This is a genomic window from Micromonospora sp. NPDC048170, assembly GCF_040652795.1.
Classification (GTDB): Bacteria; Actinomycetota; Actinomycetes; order Mycobacteriales; family Micromonosporaceae; genus Micromonospora.
Genome location: NZ_JBEZMR010000002.1, coordinates 630759 through 653293 on the forward strand (window position 1 = coordinate 630759; position 22535 = coordinate 653293).

General features: G+C 71.6%; 18 protein-coding genes. 16 read left to right on the forward strand and 2 right to left on the reverse strand.

Going from position 1 to position 22535, the window contains the following annotated elements:
• Positions 1-27: 27 nt before the first annotated feature.
• The 13 genes from AB0D32_RS06470 (at position 28) to AB0D32_RS06530 (ending at position 16429) form a co-directional block, all read left to right on the forward strand.
• Entirely contained in the window at positions 28-753 is a 726-nt protein-coding gene (locus tag AB0D32_RS06470; RefSeq protein ID WP_357085602.1) for an NADH-quinone oxidoreductase subunit C, read from the forward strand.
• Complete coding sequence (locus AB0D32_RS06475; RefSeq protein WP_357085604.1) at positions 750-2075, forward strand: NADH-quinone oxidoreductase subunit D; 1326 nt, start codon at positions 750-752, stop codon at positions 2073-2075. Before AB0D32_RS06470 ends, AB0D32_RS06475 begins: the two co-directional genes overlap by 4 nt.
• On the forward strand, positions 2072-3214 hold the full coding sequence (nuoE, locus tag AB0D32_RS06480) for an NADH-quinone oxidoreductase subunit NuoE (RefSeq protein WP_357085606.1): 1143 nt from the start codon (positions 2072-2074) through the stop codon (positions 3212-3214). Before AB0D32_RS06475 ends, nuoE begins: the two co-directional genes overlap by 4 nt.
• Positions 3211-4527: an NADH-quinone oxidoreductase subunit NuoF gene (nuoF, locus tag AB0D32_RS06485; RefSeq protein ID WP_357085608.1), complete on the forward strand. Its 1317-nt coding sequence runs from the start codon at positions 3211-3213 to the stop codon at positions 4525-4527. The genes nuoE and nuoF overlap by 4 nt, the downstream gene beginning before the upstream one ends.
• A complete protein-coding gene (locus AB0D32_RS06490; RefSeq protein WP_357085610.1) occupies positions 4527-6992 on the forward strand; it encodes an NADH-quinone oxidoreductase subunit G in 2466 nt (821 codons plus the stop codon). Before nuoF ends, AB0D32_RS06490 begins: the two co-directional genes overlap by 1 nt.
• Entirely contained in the window at positions 6989-8344 is a 1356-nt protein-coding gene (gene nuoH, locus AB0D32_RS06495) for an NADH-quinone oxidoreductase subunit NuoH (RefSeq protein WP_357085612.1), read from the forward strand. The genes AB0D32_RS06490 and nuoH overlap by 4 nt, the downstream gene beginning before the upstream one ends.
• Before the next feature lies 1 nt (position 8345).
• A complete protein-coding gene (gene nuoI, locus AB0D32_RS06500) occupies positions 8346-8987 on the forward strand; it encodes an NADH-quinone oxidoreductase subunit NuoI (protein ID WP_089002426.1) in 642 nt (213 codons plus the stop codon).
• On the forward strand, positions 8984-9745 hold the full coding sequence (locus tag AB0D32_RS06505; protein ID WP_357085614.1) for an NADH-quinone oxidoreductase subunit J: 762 nt from the start codon (positions 8984-8986) through the stop codon (positions 9743-9745). The genes nuoI and AB0D32_RS06505 overlap by 4 nt, the downstream gene beginning before the upstream one ends.
• On the forward strand, positions 9742-10041 hold the full coding sequence (gene nuoK, locus AB0D32_RS06510; protein WP_357085616.1) for an NADH-quinone oxidoreductase subunit NuoK: 300 nt from the start codon (positions 9742-9744) through the stop codon (positions 10039-10041). The genes AB0D32_RS06505 and nuoK overlap by 4 nt, the downstream gene beginning before the upstream one ends.
• 11 nt (positions 10042-10052) lie before the next feature.
• The gene (gene nuoL / locus AB0D32_RS06515) at positions 10053-12011 is read left to right on the forward strand and encodes an NADH-quinone oxidoreductase subunit L (RefSeq protein WP_357085618.1); all 1959 of its coding nucleotides are present in this window, start codon (positions 10053-10055) and stop codon (positions 12009-12011) included.
• 64 nt (positions 12012-12075) lie between these two features.
• On the forward strand, positions 12076-13611 hold the full coding sequence (locus tag AB0D32_RS06520; protein WP_357085620.1) for an NADH-quinone oxidoreductase subunit M: 1536 nt from the start codon (positions 12076-12078) through the stop codon (positions 13609-13611).
• Between the two features lie 88 nt (positions 13612-13699).
• Positions 13700-15253 (forward strand): NADH-quinone oxidoreductase subunit NuoN, encoded by a 1554-nt coding sequence (nuoN, locus tag AB0D32_RS06525; protein ID WP_357085622.1) that lies wholly within the window; start codon positions 13700-13702, stop codon positions 15251-15253.
• A gap of 90 nt (positions 15254-15343) precedes the next feature.
• Positions 15344-16429, forward strand: a complete 1086-nt coding sequence (locus AB0D32_RS06530) for a polyprenyl synthetase family protein (RefSeq protein ID WP_357085624.1) — start codon at positions 15344-15346, stop codon at positions 16427-16429.
• Positions 16430-16492: 63 nt separating this feature from the next.
• Here the strand turns inward: AB0D32_RS06530 and AB0D32_RS06535 are convergent, their stop codons facing one another.
• Positions 16493-17674 carry an MFS transporter gene (locus AB0D32_RS06535; RefSeq protein ID WP_357085627.1) on the reverse strand — a complete coding sequence of 394 codons (1182 nt, stop codon included), beginning with the start codon at positions 17672-17674 and terminating at the stop codon, positions 16493-16495.
• A gap of 154 nt (positions 17675-17828) precedes the next feature.
• Between AB0D32_RS06535 and AB0D32_RS06540 the strand changes: the two genes are divergently transcribed.
• Entirely contained in the window at positions 17829-18611 is a 783-nt protein-coding gene (locus AB0D32_RS06540) for an IclR family transcriptional regulator C-terminal domain-containing protein (RefSeq protein WP_357085629.1), read from the forward strand.
• Positions 18612-18799: 188 nt separating this feature from the next.
• On the opposite strand, the gene AB0D32_RS06545 is transcribed toward AB0D32_RS06540, so the two are convergent.
• A complete protein-coding gene (locus AB0D32_RS06545) occupies positions 18800-20911 on the reverse strand; it encodes a PhoX family phosphatase (protein ID WP_357085631.1) in 2112 nt (703 codons plus the stop codon).
• Between the two features lie 250 nt (positions 20912-21161).
• Here AB0D32_RS06545 and AB0D32_RS06550 point away from each other — a divergent pair, with 250 nt between their 5' ends.
• Together AB0D32_RS06550 and AB0D32_RS06555 are read left to right on the forward strand one after the other, a co-directional pair.
• Entirely contained in the window at positions 21162-21656 is a 495-nt protein-coding gene (locus AB0D32_RS06550) for a sigma-70 family RNA polymerase sigma factor (protein ID WP_357085696.1), read from the forward strand.
• Positions 21653-22345, forward strand: a complete 693-nt coding sequence (locus tag AB0D32_RS06555) for a zf-HC2 domain-containing protein (RefSeq protein ID WP_357085633.1) — start codon at positions 21653-21655, stop codon at positions 22343-22345. The genes AB0D32_RS06550 and AB0D32_RS06555 overlap by 4 nt, the downstream gene beginning before the upstream one ends.
• Positions 22346-22535 lie beyond the last annotated feature (190 nt).

Consider the following 22535-nt stretch of genomic DNA (forward strand, 5'->3'; position numbering starts at 1 on the left):
CGCAGCCGCGAACGGAGGGCAGGCACGGTGACCGCGCCTAACGACGGCGGCGTGCCGGTTCCGGTGACGCCGGCCGGCGCCACCAGCGGAGCGCCGGCCGAGTTCCCCCCGGCCAGCCCGGCCGGCCGGGGCATGTTCGGCAACCAGGGCTCCGGAGACGTGTCCGGCTTCGGCGGCCTCGTCCGCCAGCGCCGGACCATCGAGGACGCCCCCCGGCCGTACGGGAGCTACTTCGACGAGGTGCGCGACGCGCTGGAGGAGGCCTACCCGGCCTTCGGCGACGCCATCGAGAAGGTCGTGGTCGACCGGGGCGAGCTGACCCTGCACATCCGCCCGGAGCGGATCGCCGAGGTCTGCCAGGTGATGCGGGACGACATGGCGCTCCGCTTCGAGCTCTGCTCGTCCGTGTCCGGGGTCGACTACCTCGGCGCCGACGCCCGTCGCCTGCACGTCGTCTACCAGCTCACCTCGATGACCTACCGCCGCACCGTGCGGCTGGAGGCCGCGGTCTCCGTCGAGGAGCCGCACCTGCCGAGCGTCACGTCGGTCTACCCCACGGCGGACTGGCAGGAGCGCGAGGCGTACGACATGTTCGGCATCGTCTTCGACGGCCACCCCAACCTGACCCGGATCCTCATGCCGGACGACTGGGAGGGGCACCCGCAGCGCAAGGACTACCCGCTCGGCGGTGTGCCGGTCGAGTACAAGGGCGCTGAGATCCCGCCGCCGGACCGGAGGAGGTCCTACCAGTGAGCACGTCGAACTACGCCACCGAGCGCGACACCACCGAGGGCAGGGTCTTCACGGTCACCGGTGGTGACTGGGACAGCGTCGTCTCGGGGACCGACCCGATCAACGACGAGCGGATCGTCGTCAACATGGGCCCGCAGCACCCGTCGACGCACGGCGTGCTCCGGCTGATCCTCGAGCTGGAGGGCGAGACGGTCCGCGAGGCCCGCGCGGTCGTCGGCTACCTGCACACCGGCATTGAGAAGAACCTCGAATACCGCAACTGGGTCCAGGGCAGCACGTTCGTGACCCGGATGGACTACCTCGCCCCGATCTTCAACGAGACCGGGTACGCGCTGGCGGTGGAGAAGCTGCTCGGGATCGAGGAGCAGATCACCGAGCGGGCGAACACCATCCGGGTCCTGATGATGGAGCTGAACCGGATCTCGTCGCACCTGGTCTGGGTGGCCACCACCGCCATGGAGCTGGGCGCGATCAACATCATGCTCTACGGCTTCCGTGAGCGTGAGTACATCCTGGAGATCTTCGAGATCATCACCGGCCTGCGGATGAACCACGCGTACGTCCGGCCGGGCGGTGTCGCGCAGGACGTGCCGGACGAGGCGATCGTCAAGATCCGTGAGTTCCTGAAGCTGCTGCCGAAGCGGCTCAAGGAATACGAGACCATGCTCTCCGAGCAGCCGATCTGGCTCGAGCGGACGAAGAACGTCGGCGTGCTGGACGTGACCGGCTGCCTCGCGCTCGGCGTGACCGGCCCGGTGCTGCGCTCGGCCGGGCTGGCCTGGGACCTGCGCAAGACCATGCCGTACTGCGGGTACGAGACGTACGAGTTCGCCGTTCCGACGCACACCGACGGCGACGTGTGGGGCCGCTACCTGGTCCGGCTCGCCGAGATCCGGGAGTCGCTCAAGCTCGTCGAGCAGGCGTTGGACCGGCTCAAGCCGGGCCCGGTGATGGTGGCCGACAAGAAGATCGCCTGGCCGGCGCAGCTCGCCATCGGCGTCGACGGCATGGGCAACTCGCTGGAGCACGTCGCGAAGATCATGGGTCAGTCGATGGAGTCGCTGATCCACCACTTCAAGCTCGTCACCGAGGGCTTCCGGGTGCCGCCGGGCCAGGTGTACGTCGGCATTGAGGCGCCCCGCGGCGAGCTGGGCGTGCACGCCGTCTCCGACGGTGGCACCCGGCCGTACCGGGTGCACTACCGGGAGCCGAGCTTCGTCAACCTCCAGGCCCTCCCGGCGATGGCCGAGGGCGGCCTGATCGCCGACGTGATCGCCGGTGGGGCTTCGCTGGACCCCGTGATGGGTGGTTGTGACCGATGAGCGTTTTCACTGACGAGACCCGCGAACGGGCACGGGAGATCATCGCCCGCTACCCGGCCGACCGGTCCCGGTCGGCGCTGCTGCCGCTGCTGCACCTCGTGCAGGCCGAGGAGGGCTACGTCTCCCCGGCCGGCGTGGCGTTCTGCGCCGAGGTGCTGGGCCTGAACAAGGCCCAGGTCGGCGCGGTCGCCACCTTCTACACCATGTACAAGCGCCGGCCGACCGGCGACTACCTGGTGAGCGTCTGCACCAACACGATGTGCAACGTGCTCGGCGGCCAGGAGGTCTACGACACCCTCGCCGAGCACCTCGGCGTGGGGCACGACGAGACCACCGCCGACGGGAAGATCACCCTGGAGCACGCGGAGTGCCTGGCGGCCTGCGACTACGGCCCGGTGATGACCGTCAACTACGACTTCTTCGACGGCGTGGACCCGCAGACCGCACGGGGCGTGGTCGACGAGCTGCGCGCCGGGGGCCGGCCGATGCCGACCCGGGGCGCCCGGCTCTGCACGCTCAAGGAGATGGCGGTGCAGCTCGCCGGCTTCGCCGACGAGCGGGAGGGTGCGGTCGCCGACGGCGGGCCGGGAGAGCCCACTCTGCGGGGGCTGCGGCTGGCGCAGGAGCACGGCATCTCGGTGCCGGGCTTCGACCCGAACACCCCGATCCGGAGCAAGGCCGAGGCCGACAAGGCTGCCGCCGAGGCCAAGGCCAGGAGCGAGGCCGCCGCGAAGCCGGCCCCCGCGCCGGCCAGGGCCGCCACGGGTACGACCGGCAACGCCGGCATCGGCGAGGCGGTCCCCGCCGCCGAGGCGGCCGGCAGCACCACCCGCGACGTGAAGGCGCCGGACGACAAGTCGCCCGAGGTGCGGGCCGCCGAGACGCGGCAGCCCGACGCGACGACCGCCGTGCCGGACGCCCCCGGGACCAAGGTCCCGGTGGACGGCGCGCCGCCGGCTTCCCGCGACGCGCAGGAGGCGGAGGCCGCCGGTGTGGCGGCCAACGCGGCGGCCGGCGACGGCAAGCCCGCCGGCGACGAGGCCGGAGCGCAGAAGCGCAACCTCAAGGAAGCCGAGGCGGGAACGGGCGCCGCTGGCGCGGGCTCCGCCGCCGCGAGCGAGACGGGGGTCCAGAAGTGACCACTCCCCGGCCGGAGACCCTGGCCAAGCTGACGCCGGTCCTCACCAAGCGCTGGCTGTCGCCGGACGCCTGGCGGATCGGCACCTACGAGAAGCTCGACGGCTACGCGGCCCTGCGCAAGGCGCTGAAGGCGCACCCGGACGACCTGATCCAGCTGATCAAGGACTCCGGCCTGCGCGGTCGCGGCGGCGCCGGCTTCCCGACCGGTCTCAAGTGGGGATTCATCCCGCAGGGCGACGGCAAGCCGCACTACCTCGTGGTCAACGCCGACGAGGGGGAGCCGGGCACCTGCAAGGACCTCCCGCTGATGACGCACGACCCGCACGCGCTCGTCGAGGGCGTGATCATCGCCTCGTACGCGATCCGGGCCAACCGCGCCTACATCTACATCCGCGGCGAGGCGGTGCACGCCGCCCGCCGGCTGCGCAACGCCGTGCGGGAGGCACAGGCCAAGGGCTACCTCGGCCGGAACATCCTCGGCACCGGGTTCGACCTGGAGCTGGTGGTGCACTCGGGCGCCGGGGCGTACATCTGCGGCGAGGAGACCGCGCTGCTGGACTCGCTGGAGGGCTTCCGGGGCCAGCCCCGGCTGCGCCCGCCGTTCCCGGCCACCCACGGCCTGTACGCGAGCCCGACCGTGGTCAACAACGTCGGCACCATCGCCAGCGTGCCGTACATCGTGCTGGGCGGCGCCGACTGGTGGAAGAGCATGGGCACGGAGAAGTCGTCCGGCCCGATGATCTACTCGCTCTCCGGCCGGATCGCCAACCCGGGCCAGTTCGAGTGCGGCATGGGCGTCACCCTGCGGGAGTTGATCGAGCTGGCCGGCGGTATGCAGCCCGGCCACAACCTGAGGTTCTGGACGCCGGGTGGCTCGTCGACGCCGCTGCTCGCCGCCGAGCACCTGGACGTGCCGCTGGACTTCGAGGGGGTGGCGGCGGCCGGCTCGATCCTCGGCACCACGGCCACCCAGATCTTCTCCGACCAGGACTGCCCGGTCTACGCGACCTACCGGTGGCTGGAGTTCTACCACCACGAGTCGTGCGGCAAGTGCACCCCGTGCCGCGAGGGCAACTACTGGATGGTCCGGGTCTACCGGCGGATCCTCGCCGGCCAGGGCACCCACGAGGACCTGGACACCCTGCTGGACACCTGCGACAACATCCTCGGCCGCTCGTTCTGCGGTCTGGGCGACGGCGCGACCAGCTCGGTGACCTCGTCGCTGAAGTACTTCAAGCAGGACTACCTCGACTACATCGAGGGACGTACCGCGCCGAAGCTGTCGGACAAGCAGCTGGTTGGAGCGCACTGATGACCGACGTAGCGAAGCAGACCGAGACTGTCACGCTCACCATCGACGGCGTCGAGGTCACCGCCCCCAAGGGGGCGCTCCTGATCCGGGTCGCCGAGCAGTTGGGCACCGAGATCCCCCGGTTCTGCGACCACCCGCTGCTGGCCCCGGCCGGCGCGTGCCGGCAGTGCCTGGTCGAGGTGGAGGGGCAGCGCAAGCCGGTCGCCTCCTGCACCCAGACCGTCGCCGACGGCATGGTGGTGCGCACGCAGCTCACCTCTCCGGTCGCCAAGAAGGCGCAGGAGGGGGTCATGGAGCTGCTGCTGCTCAACCACCCGCTCGACTGCCCGATGTGTGACAAGGGCGGCGAGTGCCCGCTGCAGAACCAGGCGATGTCCACCGGCCGCGCCGACTCGCGGTTCCACGAGCACAAGCGGGAGTACCCGAAGCCGCTGCCGATCAGCACGCAGGTGCTGCTCGACCGCGAGCGCTGCGTGCTCTGCCAGCGCTGCACCCGGTTCTCCGAGGAGATCGCCGGCGACAAGTTCATCGACCTGATGGGCCGGTCGTCCGCCGAGGAGATCAACATCTACCGGGACGAGGACTACGGCGCCGCAGCCGACACCGGCTGCGGCGACTCGGCCTGCGGTGACACCGGGGACGTTCCCTTCAACTCGTACTTCTCCGGCAACACGGTGCAGATCTGCCCGGTCGGCGCGCTGACCGGCACCCAGTACCGCTTCCGGGCCCGGCCGTTCGACCTGGTCTCCTCCCCGAGCGTCTGCGAGCACTGCTCGGCCGGGTGCGCCCAGCGCACCGACTGGCGCCGCGGCAAGGTGCTGCGCCGGCTGGCCGGCGACGACCCGGCGGTGAACGAGGAGTGGAACTGCGACAAGGGGCGGTGGGGCTTCCAGTACACCCGCGCCTTCGACCGGCTCACCACCCCGCTCATCCGCGATGCGCAGACCGGCGAGCTGCGTGAGGCCGCGTGGAGCGAGGCGCTGGCCGTCGCCGCCGAGGGGCTGCGCGCGGCGCGGGACGGTGGGCAGGGCACGGCGGTGCTGACCGGTGGCCGGCTGACCGTCGAGGACGCCTACGCGTACGCGAAGTTCGCCCGGGTCGCGCTGAACACCAACGACATCGACTTCCGGGCCCGGCCGGTCTCCCGCGAGGAGACCGACTTCCTGGCCAGCTCCGTCGCCGGGGTCACCGACGTCACGTACGCCGACGTCGAGAAGGCGCCGGCTGTCGTGCTGGTCGGGCTGGAGCCGGAGGAGGAGTGCCCGATCCTCTTCCTGCGGCTGCGCAAGGCGTACCTGAAGAAGAAGCTGACGGTGTACGCGCTCGCGCCGTTCGCCACCCGTGGCCTGGAGAAGCTCGGTGCCAAGCTGGCCCGGGTGGTGCCGGGCGAGGAGGCGACGGTGCTCGCCGAGCACGCGACGGTCGCCGAGGCGCTCAGTGCCGAGGGCGCGATCCTGATCGTCGGCGAGCGACTGGCCAGCGTGCCGGGCGGGCTCTCCGCGGCGGCCGACGTGGCCCGGCGTACCGGCGCGAAGCTGGCCTGGGTGCCGCGGCGCGCGGGTGACCGCGGCGCGGTCGACGCGGGCTGCCTGCCCAACCTGCTTCCCGGTGGCCGGCTGGTCAACGAGCCGGCCGGCCGGGCCGAGCTGGGTGAGGCGTGGGACATCGCGGCCGGGGTGATCCCGAGCCAGGCCGGCCGGGACACCGACGGCATTCTCGCCGCCGCAGCCGACGGTCAGCTCGGCGCGCTGGTGGTGGCCGGGGTCGACCCGGCCGACGTGGCCGACCCGCGGCTGGCCGAGGCGGCCCTGGACGAGGTGCCGTTCCTGGTCAGCCTGGAGGTGCGGATGAGCGCGGTGGCCCGGCGGGCCGACGTGGTCTTCCCCGTCGCCCCGGTGGCCGAGAAGGCCGGCAGCTTCCTGGACTGGGAGGGTCGGCTGCGCACCTTCGAGGCGGTGCTGCACACCGCGGCGATGACCGACGGCCGGGTGCTCGACGCGCTCGCCGCGCAGCTCGACGTGCAGCTCGGCACCGGTGACGTGCTCAGCGTCCGCCGCGAGCTGGGTGCGCTGCCGCGGACCCGTACCGACCGCCCCGCCGTCCCGTCGGTGGAGCCGGGCGAGGTGCGGGCGCCGGGGGCCGGTGAGGCGGTGCTCGCCACCTGGCACCAGCTGATCGACCTGGGCAGCCTCATCGACGGCGACGAGTACCTCGCCGGCACCGCCCGTCCGCCGGTGGTCCGGCTGGGCAAGGGCACCGCGGAGGCGCTCGGCGTCGCCGACGGCGACCCGGTGACGGTGGGCACCGACCGGGGGGCGCTGACCCTGCCGGCGGAGATCACCGAGATGCCGGACGGCGTCGTCTGGCTGCCGACCAACTCGCCCGGCTCGACCGTGCGGCGCAGCCTCGGTGCGACGTCCGGCGCGGTGGTACAGATCTCCGCGAACGGAAGGGGCGTCCAGTGAACGCGGTCTACCTGGCACAGGATCCCACGCTGGCCGACTTCGGCCGGGACCCCTGGTGGCTGGTCCTCATCAAGGTTGTCTTCGCGTTCGTCGTCGCCGTGCTGGCCACGCTGCTCGGCGTCTGGTTCGAGCGGCGGGTCGTGGGCCGGATGGCGGTGCGGCCCGGCCCCAACCAGGCCGGCCCGTTCGGCCTGCTGCAGACCCTCGCCGACGGCCTGAAGCTGGCCTTCAAGGAGGACATCCTGCCGAAGGCGGCCGACAAGGTCGTCTACTTCTTCGCCCCGGTGATCTCGGTGGTCTGCGCGGTCACCGCGCTGTCGGTGATTCCGTTCGGGCCGATGGTCAGCATCTTCGGGCACCGGACGCCGCTACAGGTCACCGACGTGCCGGTGGCGGTGCTGGTGGTGCTGGCCCTCTCCTCGCTGGCCGCGTACGGCATCGTGCTCGGCGGCTGGGCCAGCGGCTCCACGTACCCGCTGCTCGGCGGCCTGCGCGCCACCGCCCAGTTGATCTCGTACGAGGTCGCCATGGGCCTGAGCATCGTGGCGATCTTCATGACCGCCGGCACGATGTCGACCAGCGGGATCGTCGCCGCCCAGGGCGACGGCACCCGGCTGAGCATCGGGGGCTTCGACGTCCCGGCCCCCGGCTGGTACGCGATCCTGCTGCTGCCCAGCTTCATCATCTTCTTCATCGCCATCGTCGGTGAGACGAACCGCGCGCCGTTCGACCTGCCCGAAGCGGAGTCTGAGCTGGTGGCGGGCTTCCAGACGGAGTACAGCTCGCTGAAGTTCGCGCTCTTCATGCTCAGCGAGTACGTCGCGATGGTGACGATGTCGGCGTTCACCGTGACGCTCTTCCTCGGCGGCTGGCACGCGCCGTGGCCGATCACCAGCATCTGGGGAGGCGCCAACTCGGGCTGGTGGCCCATGCTGTGGTTCTTCGGCAAGGTCGTCATGCTCGTCTTCGTCTTCGTCTGGCTGCGGGGCACGCTGCCCCGGCTGCGCTACGACCAGTTCATGCGCTTCGGCTGGAAGGTCCTGCTCCCGATCAACCTGGTCTGGATCCTGGTCCTGGCCGGTCTGCGCTCGATCGACGACTGGGACTCGCGCGGCAAGCTGATCGCCGTCGGTATCCCCGCCGGCCTCCTGCTGCTCGCCACGCTGTTCTGGCCGAGCCGCAAGACGCAGCCGAAGCCGACGGTCCAGGAGCAGGTCAACAGCCGGCCGCACGGCAGCTTCCCGCTGCCCCCGATGGACCTGCAGGTACCACCGAGCCCGCGCACGAGGCGCGTGGTCGCCGAGCGGGAACCGGCCAACATCGCCGCCGGCCCGGACTCCAGGGAGGTGTGACGTGGGCGCGATCACCGGAACGTTCAAGGGATTCGGTGTCACCTTCTCGCACATGTTCAAGAAGGTCATCACCACCGACTACCCGTTCAAGCCGCCGGTGTCGGCGCCGCGCTACCACGGGCGGCACATCCTCAACCGGCACCCGGACGGGCTGGAGAAGTGCATCGGCTGCGAGCTCTGCGCCTGGGCCTGCCCGGCGGACGCCATCTACGTCGAGGGCGGCGACAACACCGACGAGCAGCGCTTCTCGCCGGGTGAGCGGTACGCCAGCATCTACCAGATCAACTACGCCCGCTGCATCTTCTGCGGGCTCTGCATCGAGGCCTGCCCCACCCGCTCGCTCACCATGAGCAACGAGTACGAGCTGGCCCGGGACAACCGGCAGGATCTGATCTTCACGAAGGAGCAGCTGCTCGCGCCGCTGCTGCCGGGCATGGAGCAGCCGCCGCACCCGATGCGGCTGGGCGACAGCGAGAAGGACTACTACGTCGGCGCGCTGACCAACCCGGGCACCTCGGCCGGCGCGGAGCACTCGGCCAACAACCCGGGTCGGTACCAGGTGGAGGAGCACCCCGGTGTGACCTTCCCTGGTGCTGAGCAGCACGCCCAGCGGGCGGCAGCCGCCAAGGGGGACGGAGCATGACCACGCAGACGCTGCTCGCCGCGGCGAGCGGGGCCTCCAGTGGGGAGCAGGTGACCTTCTGGATCCTGGCCCCGCTGGCGCTGATCGGCGCGATCGGAATGGTCGTGGCGCGCAACGCCGTGCACTCGGCGCTCTGGCTGGTGCTGACCATGCTCTGTCTGGGCGTGTTCTACGTGCTCCAGTCCGGGCCGTTCCTCGGCATGGCGCAGATGATCGTCTACACCGGCGCGATCATGATGCTGTTCCTGTTCGTGCTGATGCTGGTCGGCCGGGACGCCTCGGACTCGCTGATCGAGACGCTGCGTGGCCAGCGGATCGCGGCGGTGGTGCTCGGGCTCGGCTTCGCCGGCCTGGTCGGCAGCGGGCTGTGGCGCGCGCTGTCGGGCACCACGGCGGTCGGCCTGGAGCAGGCCAACGCCGAGGGCAACGTGCAGGGCATCGCCCGGCTGCTCTTCACCAAGTACGTCTTCGCCTTCGAGCTCGCCTCGGCGCTGCTCGTCACGGCTGCGGTCGGCGCGATGGTGCTGGCCCACATCGAGCGGCGCAAGCAGGACCAGCCGACGACGATGCGGGCGCGTTTCGCCCCGGGCAACTACCCGGGCCCGAAGCCCGGCCCGGGTGTCTACGCGACCTCCTCCTCGGTGGCCACCCCGGCCCGCCTGCCCGACGGCCGGCTGACCGAGCGGAGCACCCCGGACATCCTGCCGGTGCGCGAGCTCACCGACCGGGAGACCACGCTGAAGGGGACGGAGCGATGACGCCCGACTACTACCTGGTGCTGGCCGCGGTGCTCTTCACCATCGGCGCGGCCGGTGTGCTCATCCGGCGCAACGCGATCGTGGTGTTCATGTGCATCGAGCTGATGCTCAACGCGGCCAACCTGATGCTGGTCACCTTCAGCCGGACCAACGGTGACCTCAACGGCCAGATCATGGCGTTCTTCGTGATGGTGGTGGCGGCGGCCGAGGTCGTGGTCGGCCTCGCGATCATCATGGCGATCTTCCGCACCCGGCGCTCCGCCAGCGTCGACGACGCCAACCTGCTGAAGTACTGAGGGGTCCTGCGGTGGGAACGATTCTGACGAACGCCCCGGCTGAGCCGGCGGGCACCGTCGCCTATGCGACGGCGGACGGGCTGCTGGGCAGCGTCTGGCTGCTGGTGGCGATCCCGCTGATCAGCGCGGTGATCCTGTTGCTGCTCGGTCGGCGTGCCGACCGCTGGGGGCACTGGCTCGGAGTGGCCGCCATCGGCGCCGCGTTCGTGCTGGGCCTGACCTACTTCCTCCAGCTGCGTGGCCTGGAGAACAAGTCGGTCGAGCTGAGTCTGTGGGACTTCATCATGGTCGGCGACCTGCGGGTGGACTTCGGTCTGCTGTTCGACCCGCTGGCCGCCGTCTTCGTGCTGCTGATCACCGGGGTGGGCTTCCTGATCCACCTCTACGCGGTCGAGTACATGGCGCACGACGCGGGACGTCGGCGGTTCTTCGCCTACTTCAACCTGTTCGTCGCGGCCATGCTGCTGCTGGTCCTCGGCAACAACTACGTGATGCTCTACTTCGGCTGGGAGGGCGTCGGTCTGGCGTCGTACCTGCTGATCTCCTTCTGGTACGAGCGGCCCAGCGCCGCCACCGCCGGCAAGAAGGCGTTCCTGATGAACCGGGTCGGCGACGCCGGCCTGGCGATCGGCATCTTCATCATGTTCGCCAGCCTCGGCACCACCCAGTACGACGAGGTCTTCAACGGGGTCGGCTCGCTGACCGCGACCACGGTGCTGGTGCTCGGCCTGCTGCTGCTGCTCGGCGCGGCCGGCAAGTCCGGCCAGTTCCCGCTCCAGGCGTGGCTGCCGGACGCGATGGAGGGCCCGACCCCGGTGTCGGCGCTCATCCACGCCGCCACCATGGTCACCGCCGGCGTCTACCTGATCGCCCGGTCGAACCCGATCTTCTCGGCCAACACCACCCTCCAGTTGGTGGTGGTGAGCGTCGGCGCGCTGACGCTGCTGATCGGCTGTGTCATCGGCGCGGCCAAGGACGACATCAAGCGGGTACTGGCCTGGTCGACGGTGAGCCAGATCGGCTACATGTTCCTCGGCGTCGGCCTCGGCGGCGGGGCGTACGCGCTGGCGATCGTGCACCTGCTGGCGCACGGCTTCTTCAAGGCCAACATGTTCCTCGGCGCCGGCTCGGTCATGCACGGCATGAATGACCAGGTCGACATCCGCCGCTTCGGTGGGCTGTCGAAGTACATGAAGATCACCTGGATCACCTTCATGATGGGCTGGCTCGCCATCATCGGCATGTTCCCGTTCTCCGGCTACTTCTCCAAGGAGCCGATCATCGTGGCCGCGTTCGAGCGGGACGACTGGACGGCCTGGCTGTTCGGCATGGCCGCGCTGGCCGGCGCGGGGCTCACCGCGTTCTACATGACCCGGCTCTTCGTGCTCACCTTCCACGGGCCGAAGCGCTGGACGGAGGACATCGAGCACCCGCACGAGTCGCCGAAGCTGATGACCATCCCGCTGATCCTGCTCGGTGTGGGTTCGGTCGGGGCCGGTTTCCTGCTCGCCACCTCGGTGCCGGACTGGCTGGAGGCCACCGCCGGGCTGGGCGTCCAGGAGGAGGGGCACCACGCGGTGCTCTCGCACACCGTGATCACCGTGCTCTCGCTGCTGGTCACCGTCGTCGGCGCGGGCCTGGCCTGGTTCCTGTTCCGCAACGGCACGGCCATCGCGCCGCAGCCGGCCGGGGTGGTGGTCACCGCCGCCCGACGCAACCTCTACACGGACGCGTTCAACGAGACGGTCTTCGAGAAGCCGGGCATCTTCCTCACCCGGGCACTGGTCTACCTGGACAACCGGGGCGTCGACGGGCTGGTCAACGGCCTCGCGGCGGGGATCGGTGGCGGCTCGGCCCGGCTCCGGCGGCTCCAGACGGGCTTCGTCCGGTCGTACGCCACGTCGATCCTGACCGGCGCGCTGCTGGTCCTGGCGGCGTTCCTGGCCGTCGAGGCGGGGTGGCTGGCGTGATCGACCTCTTCCAGGCGGCCGTCACCGGCGGACCGCGCAGTGACGACGGAGGTAAGGCCGCATAATGTCCGACTTCCCGTTCCTCTCGGTGCTCACCGTGGCACCGCTGGTCGGTGCCCTGGTGGTGGCCTTCCTGCCACGCAGCCGGCCGGAGTTGGCCAAGCAGGTGGCGCTCGGCTGGTCGCTGCTGGTGCTGGCGCTGTCGGTGGTCATGTGGGTGACCTTCAAGGTCGGTGGCGACCGCTTCCAGTTCCGCGAGTCCTACCCGTGGATCCCGAACTGGGGCGTCAACTTCACCTTCGCCGCCGACGGCATCGCGCTGGTGATGCTGATGCTGATCGCGGTGCTCGTGCCGCTGGTGATCCTGGCGTCCTGGCACGACGCCGAGTCGTCCAAGCGGTCGGTGCCCGTCTACTTCGCCCTGCTGCTCGTCCTCGAGTGCACGATGATCGGCGTCTTCGCCGCCGCCGACGTCTTCCTGTTCTACGTGTTCTTCGAGGTCATGCTGGTGCCGATGTACTTCCTCATCGGCAGCTACGGCGGCCACCAGCGGCAGTACGCGGCGGTGAAGTTCTTCCTCTACTCGCTGGTCGGCGGCCTGTTCATGCTCGCCGCGGTGATCGGCCTGTGGGTGGTGGGCGGGAAGACCTTCGACTGGCAGGCGCTGTCCCAGGTGGACATCTCCAACGGCACGGAGCGCTGGCTGTTCCTCGGCTTCTTCCTCGCGTTCGCGATCAAGGCGCCGTTCTTCCCGTTCCACACCTGGCTGCCGGACGCCGGTGGCGCTGCCCCGGCGGGCTCGGCGGCGCTGCTGGTCGGCGTGCTCGACAAGGTCGGCACCTTCGGCATCCTGCGCTACTGCCTGCCGCTGTTCCCGGACGCGGCCAAGTGGTTCGCCCCGTGGGCGCTGGCGCTGGGCGTGATCGGCATCATCTACGCCGCGCTGCTGGCGGTCGGCCAGAACGACCTGAAGCGGCTGGTGTCGTACACGTCGATCGCGCACTTCGGCTTCATCGGGGTGGGCATCTTCGCCTTCACCACCCAGGCCGGCACCGGCGCGGTGCTCTACATGCTCAACCACGGGCTCGCCACCGGCCTGCTCTTCCTGGTGGTGGGCATGCTCATCGCCCGGCGCGGCTCGGCGCTGATCAGCGACTTCGGCGGCGCCGGCAAGCTGGTGCCGATCCTGGCCGGGGTGCTCTTCTTCGCCGGTCTGGCCTCGCTCGCGCTGCCCGGCACCGCGCCGTTCGTCTCCGAGTTCCTGGTGCTGATCGGCACGTTCACGGTGAACAAGCCGGTCGCGGTGATCGCGACGCTCGGCATCATCCTGGCCGCCGCGTACGTGCTGTGGATGGTGCAGCGCACCACCCAGGGCACGCTCAACCCGGCGTTGACCCAGATCGACGGCATGCGGCGTGACCTGAACCTGCGCGAGAAGGTCGTGGTCGCCCCGCTGATCGCGCTGATCGTGCTGCTCGGCTTCTACCCGAAGCCGGTCATCGATGTGATCAACCCGGCCGTGCAGGCGACCATGCAGGACGTCGGCAGGACCGACCCCGCCCCGACCTCGGGCGGCACCGTCCAGGAGGCGGCCAAGTGAGTCCCGTGGTCGCGAACGAAAGGTCTGTGTCGGTGAGCGCGAGTTTTGAGCTTGCGAGCCCCGCAGTCGCGAACGAAAGGCCGGCCCAGTGACCGAGCTGAAACTGCCGTCGATCGACTACGCGGCGCTCGCGCCAACCCTGATCATGCTGGGCGCCGCGCTGCTGGGCGTGCTGGTCGAGGCGTTCGTGCCCCGTCGGCTCCGGCACGTGGTCCAGTTGTCGATGGCTCTGCTGGCGGTGCTCGCCGCGCTGACCATGGTCGTGCTGGCGGCCGACGAGCGGAAGATCACCATCGGCGGGGCGATCGCGGTGGACGGGCCGACGCTCTTCCTCCAGGGCGCGATCCTGGTCCTCTCCGCGATGGCGCTGCTGCTCATCGGCGAGCGTTCGGTGGAGCGGGGCGGGGCGTTCGTCGCCCAGGCCGGGATCACCGCCGACTCGGCCGACGACCGGCGGCAGGTCGAGGGCAGCAACGGCCTCACCGAGGTCTACCCGCTGACCACGTTCGCGATCGGCGGCATGCTGATCTTCGTGGCGGCGAACGACCTGCTGACCATGTTCATCGCGCTCGAGGTCTTCTCGCTGCCGCTGTACCTGCTCTGCGCGCTGGCCCGTCGCCGGCGGCTGCTGAGCCAGGAGGCCGCGCTGAAGTACTTCATGCTCGGCGCGTACGCCTCGGCCTTCTTCCTGTTCGGTGTGGCGCTGCTGTACGGCTTCACGGCGGGCATCCCGGGCCGGTCGGCGGGTGTCGACTTCGCCACCATCCACGCCGCCGTCGCGGACTCCCCGGCCAGCCCGGTGCTGCTCTTCGCCGGTATGGCGCTGCTCGCCATCGGTCTGCTCTTCAAGGCCGGTGCCGCCCCCTTCCACGTCTGGACGCCGGACGTCTACCAGGGCGCGCCGACCCCCGTCACGGGCCTCATGGCCGCCTGCACCAAGGTCGCCGCGTTCGGCGCCCTGCTGCGGGTGTTCCACGTCGCCCTCGACGGGGCCCGGTGGGACTACACCCCGGTCCTCGGCGTGGTGGCGGTGCTGACCATGCTGGTCGGCGCAGTGCTGGCGGTCACCCAGACCGACATCAAGCGGCTGCTGGCGTACTCCTCGATCGCCAACGCCGGCTACCTGCTGGTCGGCGTGCTGGCCCCGGGCGCCGGCGGCATCTCCGGCACGATGTTCTACCTGGTCGCGTACGGCTTCTCGGTGCTCGCCGCGTTCGCTGTGGTGACCCTGGTGCGCGACGCCGACGGGGAGGCCACCCACCTGTCCCGCTGGGCCGGGCTGGGGCGGCGCTCGCCGTTCTACGCCGGCATCTTCACCTTCATCCTGCTGGCCTTCGCCGGCATCCCGCTGACCAGCGGCTTCACGAGCAAGTTCGCGGTCTTCGGCCCGGCGCTCGAGGGCGGGCAGGCGTGGCTGGTGATCGCCGGTGTGCTGACCAGCATGGTGCTGGCCTTCCCGTACCTGCGGGTCGTGGTGATGATGTGGCTCTCCGAGCCGGGCGAGTCGACGCCGACCGTCGCCGTGCCCGGTGGGCTGACCTCGGCCGCGCTGATGATCGGCGTGCTCGCCACGCTGGTGCTCGGCGTCGCCCCCGCGCCGCTGCTCGACCTGGCCACCGGCGCCGCCGAATTCGTCAGATGACCGACGCTCGGGCCCGCGGGGGCCGGTACGCCACGGCGTACCGGCCCCCGCGCCGTATCCCCCGTCCCGAGCAGGTCGGAGGGGTGTGGCATGGTTGAAGGCGTGGTGAATCCGGCTGGCGAGCGTTCAGGTGCCCCCGGGTCCGGCGGCCGTCGGACCAGGGTGAGCACGAGTCAGTTCGGCGCGCTCGGCCTCTATCTCGCCGACCCCCGCGTCGAGGCGTCCGTGCTGGGCCTCCTGGAGGAGGTCGAGGCCGAACTCCGGGCCAGTGTGGCCAGTGCCGACCCGTTCGTCACGGAGGCGGCCCGGCACCTCGTGGAGGCCGGCGGCAAGCGCTTCCGGCCGCTGCTGGTGGCGCTGGGCGCGCAGTTCGGCGACCCGACCAAAGCGCAGGTCGTGCCGGCTGCGGTGGTGATGGAGCTCACCCACCTGGCGACGCTCTACCACGACGACGTGATGGACGAGGCCGCCGTGCGCCGGGGGGCGCCGAGCGCCAACTCCCGGTGGACCAACTCGGTCGCCATCCTCGTCGGCGACTACCTCTTCGCCCGCGCCGCCGACACCGCCGCAGACCTGGGCATCGAGGCCGTACGCCTCCAGGCGCGCACCTTCGCCCGGCTGGTGCACGGCCAGATCGCCGAGACCGTCGGCCCCCGCCCCGGCGACGATCCGGTGGCCCACTACCTCGACGTGATCGCGGGCAAGACCGGCTCGCTGATCGCCACCTCGGCCCGCTTCGGCGGCATGTTCGGCGGTGCCTCCCCGGAGCACGTCGAGGCGCTGGCCGGTTACGGCGAGACCATCGGTGTGGCCTTCCAGCTCTCCGACGACCTGCTCGACATCGCCTCCGAGTCGGCGGAGTCCGGCAAGACGCCCGGCACCGACCTGCGCGAGGGCGTGCCGACCCTGCCGGTGCTCTACGCACTGGGCTCGGACGACGCCGACGCCGCCTCGGTGCGGCTGCGGGAGATCCTGGCGACCGGCCCGCTGACCGACGACGCCCTGCACGCCGAGGCGCTCGGCCTGCTCCGTGAGAGCCCGGCGCTGAAGCGGGCCCGGGAGACGGTCCGCAGTTACGCGGAGGAGGCCCGGGAGCAACTGTCGCCGCTGCCGCAGGGCCCGGCCCGCCGTGCCCTCGAGTCCCTCTGCGACTACATCGCCGACCGCACGAGCTGACACCCGCCCGGCGGTGGCCTGCCGGTCAGCGGTGCTCGTGGGGGCAGGTCCGGCCCGACCGGTTCAGCGGCGGGCGAGCATCCGGCTGCCCGTGAGCATCAGGGCGGCGGCGAGCAGCATCGCCCCGGCGGCCACGATCCACATCGCCTGGTAGCCGGCGTGTGCGGCGACGGTACCGAGGCCGAGCGGGCCGAGGCAGCCGCCCGCGTACACCCCGGTCTGGGTGATCGAGGTGGCGGCGGCCGGCGCCTGCGGATGCAGCCGCACCACCGCGAAGGTCATCAGGCCCGGCCACGCCCAGCCCAGGCCGAAGCCGAGCAGCACGCCGGCCACCAGCGGCACCGACCCGGCCACCGCGAGCAGGCCCAGCCCGGCCGCGCCGACCACGAGCATGCCGGCGATGACGGCGACGTGCCCGGTGGCGCGGCGGTCCGCGAGCCAGCCGAGGCAGACCCGGGCGGCGACGCAGACCGCGCTGCCCAGGGTCAGGGTCAGCCCGGCCAGCCCGGGTGACAGCCCCCGGTCGGCGGAGGAGTCGACCACGAAGGTGCCGAGCGCGTTCGCGGCGGCTGCGGCGAAGGTCGCGGCGGCCCCGACCACCACCAGGGCCGTGGTGGCGTGGCCGGCGCGGGTGGGGGCGGCCGTCCGGGCGGGGCGCGGCTCCCGCGCCGGTACGGCCGGCAGCGCCGCCAGGGCCACGACGGCGGCCGCCGCGAACGCCCAGCGCCAGCCGGCCGTCAGCGCCACGGTCGGCACCGCCACCCCGGCCAGCAGCGTGGCGACGGGGATGGCGGCCTGCTTCACCCCGAACGACAGCCCCTGCCGCCGGGCCGGCACGTGGCGGGCGAGGGCGGCGTTGCTGGCGAGCTGACCGAGGGCGTTGGCGGTGCCGCCGAGCGCGAGCAGCCCGAGCAGGACCGGGTAGGAGCGGGCCACCACCGCCACGGCCAGCAGGCAGGCGGCGGAGATCAGGATGCCGGCACGGGCCACCACGGTCGGCCCGTGCCGCTCGGCGAGGACACCGGAGGGCACCGAGGCCAGCGCGCCCACCCCGAAGTAGACAGACACGGCAAGGCCCAGGCCGGCCGGGGAGAAACCCAGGTCGTCGCCCATCTGCACGGCGAGGCCGCCGAGCAGGAAGACCGGCAGGACGCAGGCGATGGTGACGGCTACGGCCCCGGCCGCAGCCCGGACCGGCCGGGGCCCGGTGCTGCCCTGGGTGGGCTGTAGCGCGGTGTCGGTCATGGTCCGGCAAACCTACGCGAGCGGCGATCGCGTCACCGAACGTGCCTGTCGAGGTACGCGCCGTTGATGACGATCTGGCATCCTCCACCCGGACAGGCATTTCGCACCGGGCCTGTTTTTCATATGGTGTAAGTCCCCGGCGGCGGAGGTGGTTGTGCGCGACCCCTTGGCGGAACCTTCGGACCTCATCCGGAGCGTGTCCCGCGCGCTACGAGTGCTCGAGTCGGTCGGTCGCGCCCCGAAGGGGCTGACCGTCAAGCAGATCGCCCGGCGCTGTGAGCTGACCGTGGCGACGACCTACCACCTGGTTCGCACCCTCGCCTACGAGGGCTACGTGATCCGGCGTGAGGACGGCACGTACATCGTGGGCCTGGAGGTGGCCGACCGCTACCGCGAGCTGGTGACCGCGTTCCGGGGGCCGCCCGCGGTCGGGGAGAGCCTGCGCCGGGCGACCATGGACACCGGCTACAGCCACTACCTCGGCCGCTTCGTGGGCGGTCAGGTGGCGGTCACGGCCGTGACCGAGGGCTTCCGATCGCCGTACCTCGAGGATCTGGTGCCCGGGTTCGACGAGGGGGCGCACGCGACCGCCCTCGGCAAGGCCCTGCTCGCCACGCTGACCGCCGAGCAGCGCTTCCGCTACCTACGCGACTACGGCATGCGTCCGTTCACCTCCGCCACCCTGACCACGGCCGAGGCGTTCGAGGCCGACCTGGCCGCCGGGGACCGCCGGGGCATGCAGCTGGAGCTGGGGCAGTTCCGGCAGGGCGTGGCCTGCGCCGCGGTGCTGGTCAGCCCCGACAAGGACATGGAGCGCCGGGTGGTGCTGGCCTGCGCGCTGCCGGCCGGCGAGATGATGACCTCCGCCCGGGCGGTCCGGGCGAAGCTGCTCATGGTCGCCCGGGCGATCGCCGACAGCCTGGCCGCCGACAGCTGACCCCGACCGCGACCGTGGTGACCGTGTCGGCGGCTCTGACCGCGCCGACGGTTGCGACCGTGTCGGCCGCTCCGGGCGGCCCTGACCCCGAATCCGACCGCGGTGGGCCGGGAACGGCCGAGGGCCCTCTCCCCGGCTGGGAGAGAGCCCTCGGTGGCGGTCCAGCGCCGGACCGCCCGAGGAAGGGATCAGCTGCCGATCGGGCCGCCGTCCAGACGCCAGGCGACCACCACGCCAGGCTTGGCGTAGTCGCCGTCCGGCCAGTTCGAGGCCGGCTGCTCGACCGACGCCCCGCTGAGCTCGCCCGGGTGCTGCACCGCCACGAAGACCGAGCGGTTGTCGCCGGTGATGAACGGGCCACAGGCCTCCGCACCCACCGGCACGGTGAGGAACTGCTTCAGGTGGCCCCGCTCCGGCCCCTCCACGGCCGTGGCGAAGAGGCCGTCGTTGCTGCCCAGCGCGTTGCCGTCCGTGGAGATCCAGAGATTCCCGGTGGCGTCGAAGGCCACGTTGTCCGGGCAGGAGATCGGGGAGACCTTCGTCTTGTCGTACCCGGCGAAGAAGGTCGACGGGTCCGCCGGGTCACCGGCGACGATCGGCAGCGACCAGGCGAAGGTCCCACCCGTGTTGTCACCGCGGTCCTCGACCAGCTCCAGCACCTGGCCGTGCTTGTTGAGGTTGCGCGGGTTGGCCTCGTCGGCGGCCGGCTTGCCGGCCCTGCCCCGGTCGGTGTTGTTGGTCAGCGCCACGTACACCTTGCCGGTGAGCAGGCTCGGCTCCACGTCCTCCGGGCGGTCCATCTTGGTCGCCCCGACCCGGTCGCCGGCCAGCCGGGTGAAGGTCAGGACGTCGGCGGCGGTCATCCCGTCGACGTACGAGCGGTTGCCCCCGACCAGCCTGATCCACCGGCCCCGGCCGTTGAACGCGCCGTCGGACGGCAGCGTGCCGGAACCGTCGATCTCGTCGGCGCTGGTCTCGTCGAGCCTGGCGACATAGAGGGTGCCCGACTCCAGCAGGGTCAGGTTGTGCCGGCGGGCGACCCAGGAGTTGCCCTTCATGAACTTCTTGTCGGAGACGAACTTGTACAGGTAGTCGAACCGCTCGTCGTCGCCCATGTACGCGACCACGTGCCCGCTCTTCGCGACGATGACGTTCGCGCCCTCGTGCTTGAACCGGCCCAGTGCGGTGTGCTTGCGCGGGCGGCTCTCCGGGTCGTACGGGTCGATCTCCACGATCCAGCCGTGCCGGTTGGCCTCGTTCGGGTGCTTCGCCAGGTCGAACCGCTCGTCGGCACGCTCCCACTTCCGGCTGCCGCCCGGGTGACGGGTCGTGGTGTTGATGCCGTAGCGGGCCAGCTTCGGTTTGTCCGCCTCCGGCGCGCCGTCGCCGCCGACGAAGTACTGGTTGAAGTTCTCCTCGCCGGAGAGCACGGTGCCCCACGGGGTCACCCCGCCGGCGCAGTTGTTGAGGGTGCCGACGACCGTACGGCCCTTCGGGTCGGCGGCGGTCCTCAGGTGGGCCGAGCCGGCGGCCGGCCCGGTCAGCTCGAACTTCGTGGCGAGCGCGGTGATCCGCCGGTTGTACGGCCGGCGGCCCTTGGTGACCGGCCGCCACTGCCCGGTGCCGTCGACCCGCTCCAGCTCCACCACGGACATGCCGTGCGCGGCCATCGCGATCCGGAGCTGCTCGACGGTCAGCGCGTCCTGGCTCGTGAAGCCGGGGAACATCAGGTCCTCGTTGGTGTACTCGTGGTTGACCACGAGCAGCGCCCGCCGGCGGCCGTCCAGCGGCAGCACCCCGACGAAGTCGTTGTTGTAGCCGAACTGCAGGGCTTGGGCGGCGGCGGTCTGGGCGCGCACGTCGAACTCGGGGGCGCCCGGCACCACCGCGTCACCCCAGCGGATGACGACCGCGTGGTCGTACCCGTTGGGCACGACGAGGCTGTCCAGGGTGTTCGGCGGGACCGGCTTGAAGGTCAGCGCGCCGTTGCCGACGCCGCCGGCGGGGCGACCGAAGTCGGCGGCGCCGGGGACCACGGGAGCGGCGGGCGCGGCCGCGGCGGGGGCGGCCCCGGCCGTCGCACCGCCGAAGCCGAGGACCAGGGCGCCGACCGCGCCGGCCCGGACCACGCCGCGCCGGGACACCTCCGCGTTCACCACGTCGCCGAAGTACGCGTTGTCGGAGGTGTTGGGCACCGGGTGGTCACACGCGTTGCCGCACCGGTAGAGACAGGTCATGGCGTCGCGGCTGCCGTGGCGGGTGGCACCCAGCAACGGAAGCAGCCGGGGACGGTCGCTCATGGAAGGAGCCTCCTGAGGGGGTCGGTGCACGCCGGACCAACCACTGGCGTGCGTACCCGCCGGACGCTAGGAGGGCGCGGTGAGCGGTCGTCGGCGGCGGTGTGAACCCGGCATGAACACCTCAGCCGGGAACCCCACGGTGACCTGCGGCTGAACCGTTCGGGGCGACGGCACGTGTACCCGTGCGAACGCCACCGCCGGACTCGCGCCGACAGCGGAGGAGAGCACCATCAGCGACCACGACGCCCAACTGCTGCGCGCGCTGCACGACGAGCACGCGGAGGCGCTGCACGCGCACGCCCTGCGGCTGGTCAACGGCGACCGGCAGCGGGCCGAGGACCTGGTGCAGGAGACGCTGCTGCGGGCCTGGCGGCACCCGGAGTCGCTCGACCCGGCACGCGGCTCGGTCCGGGCCTGGCTCTTCACCACCGCCCGCAACCTGGCCATCGACGCCTGGCGGCGCCGCTCCACCCGGGTCGGCGAGGTCTACACCGGCGAACTGCCCGAACCCTCCGAGCCCGTGGACGAGGCGGAACGCGCCGTGGAGGCGTGGACCGTCGCCGAGGCGCTGAACCGACTCAGCCCCACCCACCGGGAGGTGCTGGTCGAGTGCTTCTACCAGGGACGATCGGTGGCGGAGGCGGCCTCCCGGCTGGGCGTGCCGCCGGGCACGATCAAGTCCCGGACCCACTACGCCCTGCGCTCACTACGGTTGGTCCTGGCCGAGATGGGGGTGACGGAATGACCCGGTGCGAGTTCGCGCACGACGACGGCGCGTACGTGCTGGGTGCGCTGGCCCCCGCCGAGCGGACGGCCTACGAGCGGCACCTGGCCGGCTGCCCCGACTGCCGGCAGGCGGTCGCCGGGATCGCCGTCCTGCCCGGACTGCTCGGCCGGCTCGACCCGGCCGGGCTGGCGCAGTCCCCGCCGCCGCGGGAGGACCCCCGGGTGCCCGAGCTGCTCGCCGCCGCGCGGGAGCGCCGACGCCGCGAGCGGTCGGCCACCCGCCGCCGGTACGCCCTCACCGCCCTCGCCGCCGCCACGGTGACCCTGGTCGTCGGCGTCGGCACCGCCGTCCTGCTGCCCCGCGAGGCGACCGTGCCGCCCCCGGGCGACGTGCCGATGGTCGCCATGCAACCGGTCGCCGACGCGGTGCCGGTGCAGGCGGAGATCGCTCTCAACGGCACCGACTGGGGCATCGAGGTGCGGATGCGCTGCGGGTACGACGCCAAGGCCGGCTACGCCAAGCCGTACGCCTTCCGCCTGGTCGCGCACGGCCGGGACGGCACGACCGAGCAGATCGGCTCCTGGCTCGCCGCTCCCGGCGACGACCTGCGGATCACCGGCGCGACCCGGTTCACCGACGCGGAGCTGGTCCGCCTGGAACTGCTCCGCGCCGACGGCACCCCCATCCTCGCCTACGACGTCCCCTGACCCGCGCCCTGCCCTGCCCGCGCCCGACCCTGCCCCGCGCCCTGCCCTGCCCCGCGCCCGACCCTGCCGGAGTCGCGCCGGCCAGCCTCGCCGATCTTGCACTTTCGGCCCCGACAAAAAGGCCATTCCTGTCAATCCGAGGGCGTGAACTGCAAGATCGCGGATCAGGCGGGGTGGGGGTGGAGGGTGG

What these genes read in the sequence shown, in the direction of transcription:
- nuoE (WP_357085606.1), top strand. Translation starts at nt 2,072, where the DNA reads ATGAGCGTTTTCACTGACGAGACCCGCGAACGGGCACGGGAGATCATC.
- AB0D32_RS06490 (WP_357085610.1), top strand. Translation starts at nt 4,527, where the DNA reads ATGACCGACGTAGCGAAGCAGACCGAGACTGTCACGCTCACCATCGAC.
- AB0D32_RS06505 (WP_357085614.1), top strand. Translation starts at nt 8,984, where the DNA reads ATGACCACGCAGACGCTGCTCGCCGCGGCGAGCGGGGCCTCCAGTGGG.
- nuoK (WP_357085616.1), top strand. Translation starts at nt 9,742, where the DNA reads ATGACGCCCGACTACTACCTGGTGCTGGCCGCGGTGCTCTTCACCATC.
- AB0D32_RS06520 (WP_357085620.1), top strand. Translation starts at nt 12,076, where the DNA reads ATGTCCGACTTCCCGTTCCTCTCGGTGCTCACCGTGGCACCGCTGGTC.
- AB0D32_RS06530 (WP_357085624.1), top strand. Translation starts at nt 15,344, where the DNA reads ATGGTTGAAGGCGTGGTGAATCCGGCTGGCGAGCGTTCAGGTGCCCCC.
- AB0D32_RS06535 (WP_357085627.1), bottom strand. Translation starts at nt 17,674, where the DNA reads ATGACCGACACCGCGCTACAGCCCACCCAGGGCAGCACCGGGCCCCGG.
- AB0D32_RS06545 (WP_357085631.1), bottom strand. Translation starts at nt 20,911, where the DNA reads ATGAGCGACCGTCCCCGGCTGCTTCCGTTGCTGGGTGCCACCCGCCAC.
- AB0D32_RS06555 (WP_357085633.1), top strand. Translation starts at nt 21,653, where the DNA reads ATGACCCGGTGCGAGTTCGCGCACGACGACGGCGCGTACGTGCTGGGT.